At 39.8% G+C, this 7,739-nt stretch carries 9 protein-coding genes and 1 pseudogene; 5 read left to right on the forward strand and 5 right to left on the reverse strand.

Translation table 11 applies throughout. The features are described from left to right. Positions 1 to 239: 239 nt before the first annotated feature. Positions 240 to 557 (reverse strand): antibiotic biosynthesis monooxygenase family protein, encoded by a 318-nt coding sequence (locus AC4GME_RS15615; protein WP_490379725.1) that lies wholly within the window; start codon positions 555 to 557, stop codon positions 240 to 242. 119 nt (positions 558 to 676) lie between these two features. On the opposite strand from AC4GME_RS15615, the pseudogene AC4GME_RS15620 reads away from it, so the two are divergent. Continuing rightward, positions 677 to 1,452: pseudogene (locus tag AC4GME_RS15620) on the forward strand (IS110 family RNA-guided transposase); the annotation flags it as partial. Between the two features lie 96 nt (positions 1,453 to 1,548). On the opposite strand, the gene AC4GME_RS15625 reads toward AC4GME_RS15620, so the two are convergent. The 4 genes from AC4GME_RS15625 to AC4GME_RS15640 form a co-directional block, all read right to left on the reverse strand. Further along, on the reverse strand, positions 1,549 to 2,124 hold the full coding sequence (locus tag AC4GME_RS15625) for an ester cyclase (RefSeq protein WP_490377794.1): 576 nt from the start codon (positions 2,122 to 2,124) through the stop codon (positions 1,549 to 1,551). A gap of 37 nt (positions 2,125 to 2,161) precedes the next feature. Beyond that, entirely contained in the window at positions 2,162 to 2,689 is a 528-nt protein-coding gene (locus AC4GME_RS15630) for a cytochrome b (RefSeq protein WP_490377795.1), read from the reverse strand. A 26-nt stretch (positions 2,690 to 2,715) separates the two neighbouring features. Beyond that, positions 2,716 to 3,327, reverse strand: a complete 612-nt coding sequence (locus tag AC4GME_RS15635; RefSeq protein ID WP_490377796.1) for a short chain dehydrogenase — start codon at positions 3,325 to 3,327, stop codon at positions 2,716 to 2,718. A 179-nt stretch (positions 3,328 to 3,506) separates the two neighbouring features. Beyond that, a complete protein-coding gene (locus AC4GME_RS15640) occupies positions 3,507 to 4,403 on the reverse strand; it encodes a LysR family transcriptional regulator (protein ID WP_490377797.1) in 897 nt (298 codons plus the stop codon). 137 nt (positions 4,404 to 4,540) lie between these two features. Between AC4GME_RS15640 and AC4GME_RS15645 the strand changes: the two genes are divergently transcribed. The 4 genes from AC4GME_RS15645 to AC4GME_RS15660 are packed head-to-tail and all read left to right on the forward strand — an operon-like array spanning position 4,541 to position 7,480. Further along, a complete protein-coding gene (locus AC4GME_RS15645; RefSeq protein ID WP_490377798.1) occupies positions 4,541 to 4,990 on the forward strand; it encodes a luciferase domain-containing protein in 450 nt (149 codons plus the stop codon). 23 nt (positions 4,991 to 5,013) lie between these two features. After that, positions 5,014 to 5,553 carry an NADPH-dependent FMN reductase gene (locus AC4GME_RS15650; protein ID WP_490377799.1) on the forward strand — a complete coding sequence of 180 codons (540 nt, stop codon included), beginning with the start codon at positions 5,014 to 5,016 and terminating at the stop codon, positions 5,551 to 5,553. 11 nt (positions 5,554 to 5,564) lie between these two features. Beyond that, entirely contained in the window at positions 5,565 to 6,494 is a 930-nt protein-coding gene (locus AC4GME_RS15655) for a glutathione S-transferase C-terminal domain-containing protein (RefSeq protein WP_490377800.1), read from the forward strand. After that, complete coding sequence (locus tag AC4GME_RS15660) at positions 6,494 to 7,480, forward strand: low temperature requirement protein A (RefSeq protein ID WP_490377801.1); 987 nt, start codon at positions 6,494 to 6,496, stop codon at positions 7,478 to 7,480. Before AC4GME_RS15655 ends, AC4GME_RS15660 begins: the two co-directional genes overlap by 1 nt. Positions 7,481 to 7,739 lie beyond the last annotated feature (259 nt).

Raw genomic sequence — 7,739 nt, forward strand, 5'->3', positions numbered from 1 at the left:
ATAGAGGACTTAGTTGCAAGAACTTCATGTTCGGCTTTTTCATATTTTGCCAACTCTTTAATAAAACCGAGAATCAAACTTGAATCATCTCGATTCGCTTCACGTACTACAACGGACATAGATACTCCTTTTAGAAACTAACGTCTGCAACAACGGCGCGTTGGCTTGGCAGTGTTTTTGCGAGCTTTTTGTTTTAGCAAAAACCGCGACAGCCGTAATGCGTCCTAAGATTTGACTTGTTATATGCCGTAATCACGCTCAACTTTTGAAATACGCACCTTAAAAGATGAATACCACATTTTACGGCCAATTTTTTGAGCTTCTAAATGCTCTGTATTTGCTTTCCAGTTTTTAATTGATTCTAAATCTGACCAATACGAAACCGTAATACCAACACTTTCTCTAGCTGATTCTACACCTAAAAATCCAGACTGCTGCTCAGCCAATTCAACCATTCTATCTGCGATTTCTCCATATCCATTATCACCATCTGTACGAGTGGAAGTAAAGATGACAGCATAATAAGGTGGTTCAGGTGTTTTTGCGATTATTGGCAACACATTCTCCTAGGTATATAGACATAATGACTCCCCACTAAGGTGCTAGCCTCCAATTCGTGGGTTAGTTATACCAGAGCCATAATAGTTGTTGTGAAACAAACTAAATGTAGGCTAGCATGAATAACAATAACATGATTTTCATAGGGTTAGACACCCACAAAGACTTTGATAATGTCGCTTATTGCGAAGATGAGAGGTTGAGCAAACCAATTCATCAAGGCCGTATTCCCAATACCAAACAGGCCATAACAAAACTCATTCGACAGCTGCAATCCAAGTACCCGCATGCAACGCTGCATTTCGTTTATGAAGCCGGTCCTCGTGGTTATTGGCTTTACCGTTTCATCACCAGCCTCGGGCACTGCTGCTATATCGTTGCGCCCTCTTTAGTCCCGAAAAAGCCAGGTGATAAAATAAAAACCGATAAACGGGATGCATTAAAACTGTGCGAGCTGTTAAAGAATAACGAGATTGACCCTATCTATGTGCCCGAGCCAGACGATGAAGCGGTACGTGATTTATCTTGTGCCAGAGAAACCGCAATGAAGGATTTAAAAGATGGAAAATACCAACTTAAAGCACTGCTTCTTCGTAATAATGTCACCACTCAGGCACAGCCAACTGGTCAGCACAACACTTTCGTTGGTTAGCACAGTTAATACTGCCGCACACCTGCCAGCAAATTGTATTACAGGAGATGATTCACACCATTAACGAACGTATCAATCGATTACAACGCCTCGATAATGAACGGCTCTATCAAGCAAAAAGTTGGCGTTACTACCCCGTTGTGCAGGCACTGCAAGCAATGCGTGGGGTTAAGTTAACCGTGGCTGTGGGCACCATCGCAGAGCTCGGCGATTTAAAACGTTTTGACCATCCCAGAAGGTTGAACCTAGACTTCCGACGGGTCCTTTGCACTACCAAATTGATTAAATAATAAGGAGAAAGGGAAAGAGAGCGAATTAGTTTCGCTCTCTTTCGTTAATTATTGACCTAAACCGATTTGACGGTTCCAGTCAGCGTTATCCCAGAATAGATACTCTTCAGCAATTCGACCGTTTTCCCAGCGAGCAATGGTTGCAATCTTGAGACTAACTGCTTTACCTGTGGGTTGAAGCACTGTGCCATCAGGCAGCGTTAGCGGTTTGACCCATTTGCCTTCGGAGATGCTGATGCCTGCGGTCCACTCGCCATGTCCAAACTGCAAAATGTGCTCGGCCACTTTAAAATCGAAGGTATCGAATAGAAACTGAAGTTCTTCGACATGCGGCGCCGCCGGCTCGGTAATTGTGCCGTCAGGGTTGTAAACCTTGACGTCTGTCGCATGAATCTGTTTGATCAGTTCTATATCGCGATTGTTAAACGCGACCAGATCCAGGTCATCGAAGGTTTTCAGATTCTGCGCTGTGACTGCTCGTTCTGCCTTATAGGTAGCAACTTGAGCTTCAAGTTTAGCAACCTTAGCTTTTAGTTCTGCGACAGATTCTCCGGCTTGGACAGTCCCAGCCATAAGGCTAAGTGCTACAGGTATAGTTATTAATAGTGACTTTATCGTTTTCATTGTGATCTCCAAATATAATTAATGTTTTGCGGTTGTGTTAAATTATTCTGTTTAATACGTCATTTTCTTTATCGAATAGTCGATGTTTAATAGCGCCTAATACATGGGCTGCAATCAATGCTAACAATAAATAGGCAAGTACTTTGTGGATGACATTGACGACAACAAAAACTGCCTGGTTGTCCGAGAACAGCTCTGGTATAAGCAGTCCAAAGAAATGAACGCCACTACTGTAGGGATAAACGCAAGACTGCACGTAACCCAAAACAGGCACTAAGATCATTAGTGCATATAACGCTTTGTGAACGTATTTAGCCGCTATTTTTTCATGCTTCGGCATGCCTTCAGGTAACTCTGGTAATGTATGTCTGCTTCTAAAGTACAAACGAATACACACTAAGATAAAAGCTAAAACACCAAATGACTTGTGCCAGAAATATAGGTTTTCTGAATGCTCCATATTGTTCATTTCAAAGGGAGTCATATAGGCGCCTAAGATTATAAGGCCAAGAATAATGACTGCACTCGACCAGTGAACGGCTCTAATAGATAACGGATATTTCATATTAATTTTCCTTAAGTACTCAGAGGTTAGTATTCTTCAGGTATCGAGAGTCCACCCCAGGCACGGTAGACTACGCCAGACTGATCACTGTGAATTGAGGTGACGAAGTGCTTAGCGACATCGACTGCTGAAACGAGTCCTGTTCTCGTTCTTTCAGGCTCAACAACTGGAGCCGGACTGACCACATTAAGACGCAGGTCGTTTTTCAAAAATGGAGCAGCCTGCTTAACATAGGTGTCTATTGCTGCGTTGAAAGGACCGGTGGCTAAGCTGTATTCATTTGGGTAATGAGATAAAAAACCACTGGTTAAGGTAACCGAGCCGCCCTGCTTTAAGTATTTTTCGGCAAGAGAAACAATGCGAAATTGAGCGACCAGTTTTCGTTCAGCCCCCAGCCGTATATCTTCGTCTTCAATGGAATGATATGGCTTAAAGTTACTGTCACCGCCAACAGACACAACAACAGCGTCTATGTCCTGCACTTGCTTGAAAACGACCTCGATTGATTCAGCGTCAGTGTAGTCAGCCGTAATATCACCACTACGAGAACCGACACCAATGACTTCATGTTCATCTTTAAGAAGTTTTACTACTTCACTACCAATTTTTCCGGTTGCACCAAAAACTAATACTTTCATTTTCCTTAACCCTATTGTTTTGAACTTGCCAATAAGTTTAATTAAGGATTGTAAATTTGTGTATGGTGAAAAATGGAAAATTATATTTCTCAAAACAAGAAATATAATTAAAGAAGGAAACAAAAAAACCAACTCATTGAGTTGGCTTATGGGGGGGCAGCCTATTATTTAAGATAGTTCTAGAGAAAGCACTGCTCTTCGATATTATCATTGAAGAAATCTATAACAGATTTAATTATTGGACTGCCGGTACTTTTCTGGTGGTATAGAATTGATATATCAATTTCCATCGTTTTTTCGGGCAGCAGTTCAATAAGTCTGCCCTGACGAATACTTTCGTTTACAAATACTTCCGGCACTTGTGCTAAACCAACACCAGCCTCACACAACTTAACGACACATTCCGCATCATTGACTTCGATAGGACCATCAATATGAACACTGCTTATCCCGCCATCAGTATTAATAAACCCCCACCTTTTGGCATTTGCTATAGAATTATCAACGATACATATGTGTCTGTTTAAACTTTCCGGACTTAATGGAGCGCCAAATTTTTCAACGTATGCAATACTTGTTACTAGTCGCAAGGTCTGCTTTCCTATTTTCTTCGCAATGAAGTTTGAATCAGGAAGTTTGCTTATTCGTAAGGCGATATCAATTCCTTCTTCTACCATGTCATTGAAATCATCTGAAAGTAAGAGATTCAAATGGATCCCAGGAAACTCTATATGAAATTTAGGCAGTATATGTTCGCAGAGTTTTTTTCCTAGAATAACTGGAGCCGTCATCTTAACCGCGCCGATAAGCTTTATGTTCTCTACATTATCCGGGTGCTCGAGTGCATCAACCGCGACAACAATATCTTTTATTTTTTCGTAATATGACTGCCCCTCCAAGCTTAGCTTTAGACTTCGGGTTGAACGATAAATTAACTTTCTTCCTAACCAAACCTCTAATTCGTTCAGGTTTTTTGAAACTACTGAGTTAGCTATACCTAATCTTCTGGCAGCTCCTGACATTGAACCTTGTTCAACAACAGCATTGAAAATGGTCATAGCCTTTAGTTTATCCATTGTTATTTCTCATATTGGAAAATATATTTTCTTATTTTGCTATATTCAGAAATAAATTCAAGTTACCTATACTCCTCCAATCGAATAAATTATTGGAATGCATCATGTCTAAATTGAAATTACCTAAAAGAGTTGGAGTGAAGCCAATAACGAATCCGCTGCCCCCTCATTTACAACATAATCAGCATAGTCCACGAAATATTTATCGTTCATTAGCAGACTGGATGTTTACTGTATTCCCTAAGTCAAGAGAACACGACACCTGGATCTCAGTACCTTCAAGTCGTGCGATGTGGTTGGATGAGAATATAAAAAACACTCCCCAAGACGGCTTTATGCCGCCTCCTCCTAAGAGTCGAGAATTCGCACACCTGCATAAAGACGGAAGCATCCATGTTTGTCTGCCGCAAAAAGATATTGATGCAGTATTTTATGCTAAGTGGGGGGAGCCTCATCCATACAAAAAGCTTGGTGTAAACGAGATCCTGGTTTATGCCCCTCAAAATAAAGAAGAAATGGAAGTGTTAAAACTGGTCATTGTTGCCAGTTATGAATATCTGACTAACGAAGAATATATGCCTGCTTAGCAATAATAAAAAGAGAGACAAAAATGAAGAAAATTGTAGCGTTTACAGGAAGCAACCATAGTAAATCAATTCACCAGCAACTGCTTAACTTTGCAGTGGAAAAGATAACTGAAAGCGAAGTTACGATGTTAGATTTGAGTGACTATCCACTGCCGATATATAGCTTAGATATTGAAGCAAACGGCATTCCTGAAGAAGTCCGTAAATTAAAAGAAGTGTTTGTCGCCAATGACGCCATTATTATCGCGACGCCTGAGCATAATGGCTCAATGCCCGCGTATTTAAAGAATGTTATCGACTGGTTATCACGACTAGTCCCGCCCAAAAATCCATTTTTTGGTGATAAACACAAACCGGTACTCTTGATGAGTACGTCTCCTGGTGTTACTGGCGGCTCAACAAACATAAAAACAATGGCTGAATTAATGCCCTGGTGGGGGGGTGATGTCAAAGGGACCTATAGCTTAGGAAGTTACTTTGAGAAGGTTGTGGATGGAAAGTTAACACCTGAAACAGATCAAGAGTTAACAGACGTTATAAAACTATTTGAAGCGCAGCTTTAGGAGTACTCAGAATGGCTTATATGAAGCAAGGACAATGGCAAGATTCAGGTGAAGCATCTGAACTTGAGCATATCGATACTTTCGCTAACTTTTCTACATTGGAAAAAGGTCGATTTCATTTGTACGTTTCTTATGGGTGTCCATTTGCTCATCGAGCCATTCTCGCTATTTCACTACTTGGGCTAAAAGAGTACGTATCAGTATCATCGGTATCACCACTTAAAGACAAAAACGGCTGGAAGTTTAGCGATGAATATTTTGATTCGGTGAAACCTAGAAGCTACTTGTACCAAGTATATCAGGATGCCAAGCATGATTACTCGGGGCGTGTATCTGTACCTGTTTTATGGGATAAAAAACTCAATACTATTGTCAGTAGTGACTCTTTTGAAATTAGTAAATGGTTTGCAAAACAGGACGTCTCGCGCTCTAGATTAGATTTAATGCCAGAAAAACAAGAAGTCGAAATAGAAGAACAATGTAGATGGATTAATACTAATATCAATACTCTGCCATTTAAAGCTGGATTCACAACAGAACAAATTGAGTATGAACAAGCCGCTTCAGAATTCTTCAGCAATTTAGAGGTGTTAGACAAAAAACTAGCCAAAAATCGCTTTTTTGGCGGCAAGGAAATGACACTCAGTGACGTTTTATTAATTCCAACGTTAATTCAATTGGAGCTAGTTTATGCTTCTCATTTTAAACTTAATTATCAACCTCTTAATTATTTTAAGCATATATACCGCTATGTAATCGACGTAATGAGTGACAAAAGTGTCCGCTCTACTTTTCATATCGATTTTATTAAGAAAACATATTTTGCCGGGCAGTCAGCTATTAACCCTTCGCTGCTCATCCCGACGGGGCCGGTTTTAGGCTGGGAACTTACTGCAAAAAAAGCTTTGCATTTTGAACGTTCAAATATGGAAGATGGTTAATGGCTGATTCTGAAATTAGAAAAGCGACTTGGTTAGAGTTATTCTACGACTTAGCTTACGTAGCAGTAATTGCCAAGATAGTGCATCACTTGCCTGAACATACAGATCATTTAGCTCATTATTTTTCAAGCTTAGCTATTTTTATTCCTATTTGGTGGTGTTGGGCAGGCCACACTTATTTTGCTAATCGCTTTGAACGAAATGATACCTTTCAGGTTATCTCTGTATTGACTCAACTATTTACTGTTGTTGTATTAATTACATCAATAAATCCACTATTTGAAGGACATCCGCAACAGTTCATTTGGGGTTACTTTGTTGTCCGATTAGTTTTAGTGGTGATGTATATCCGTGAATGGAAAATCAATCGGGAAAATAGAGCTGTATTAAAAAACCTGACCTTAGGTTTCAGCTTGGGAGCAGTTGTTTGGATCTCGTCAATTATTTTTGATGGTACTTCGATGTATTTTATATTAGCACTGTCGATTGCACTAGAAATCGTAGTGTTAGCATTAAATTCTAAATCACTAAAAGCATATGCTAAAACCCACTCAGAACATCTAGCTGAAAGAACCGGATTTTTTACCATTATTATGCTGGGAGAGGTTGTCGTAGCACTGGTTGTTTTTCTTGAAAACTCTGGATTGACACTAGAAAACCTGACACTAAGCGGAACTGGTTTCTCAATTCTGGCGCTAATATGGTGGTTATATTTTAGAGTTTCCGAAACGCTTATAGAAGATAACCCGATACTAGACAGCCAAGTTCACGGTTATTCAAACCTCCTAATATTTCTCAGCATCATTGTTATCTCTACAGCGATTGCCAGCTGGGGAGTAAAAGATCAGATCGTCATCATTTGGTTAACGGCATCGGCACTGACGCTTTTTGTTGCTACATTGCAGGTCATACTGGGTCAAAATTCATCCTACGCTAACAAGTTAGGACTAAATATTTTTAGGACGCCTTTTGCCTTGTTCCAATAATATTAGCTGTCTTTTTTCATAAATTTGGCCTTAGTGTTTTAGTTTTTAACTCCCTCATCATTCTGTGGCTATTTGCCATTAATTACACCCAGAATTTTACAAGGTTCATAAAATTTGAAGCTTGAAAGATCAAATTCAATCAACGGCGAAAAAATACTTTCGTTGTCAATAATTGACAGTATTTATTAAAAACAGGAAAAACCATGTTAGAAAACTTACTTAATGAAGATATGGGCAAACTTATACTTCGCCTCACAGT

The organism is Psychromonas sp. (assembly GCF_983033635.1).

What these genes read in the sequence shown, in the direction of transcription:
- AC4GME_RS15625 (WP_490377794.1), bottom strand. Translation starts at nt 2,124, where the DNA reads ATGAAAACGATAAAGTCACTATTAATAACTATACCTGTAGCACTTAGC.
- AC4GME_RS15630 (WP_490377795.1), bottom strand. Translation starts at nt 2,689, where the DNA reads ATGAAATATCCGTTATCTATTAGAGCCGTTCACTGGTCGAGTGCAGTC.
- AC4GME_RS15635 (WP_490377796.1), bottom strand. Translation starts at nt 3,327, where the DNA reads ATGAAAGTATTAGTTTTTGGTGCAACCGGAAAAATTGGTAGTGAAGTA.
- AC4GME_RS15640 (WP_490377797.1), bottom strand. Translation starts at nt 4,403, where the DNA reads ATGGATAAACTAAAGGCTATGACCATTTTCAATGCTGTTGTTGAACAA.
- AC4GME_RS15650 (WP_490377799.1), top strand. Translation starts at nt 5,014, where the DNA reads ATGAAGAAAATTGTAGCGTTTACAGGAAGCAACCATAGTAAATCAATT.
- AC4GME_RS15655 (WP_490377800.1), top strand. Translation starts at nt 5,565, where the DNA reads ATGGCTTATATGAAGCAAGGACAATGGCAAGATTCAGGTGAAGCATCT.
- AC4GME_RS15660 (WP_490377801.1), top strand. Translation starts at nt 6,494, where the DNA reads ATGGCTGATTCTGAAATTAGAAAAGCGACTTGGTTAGAGTTATTCTAC.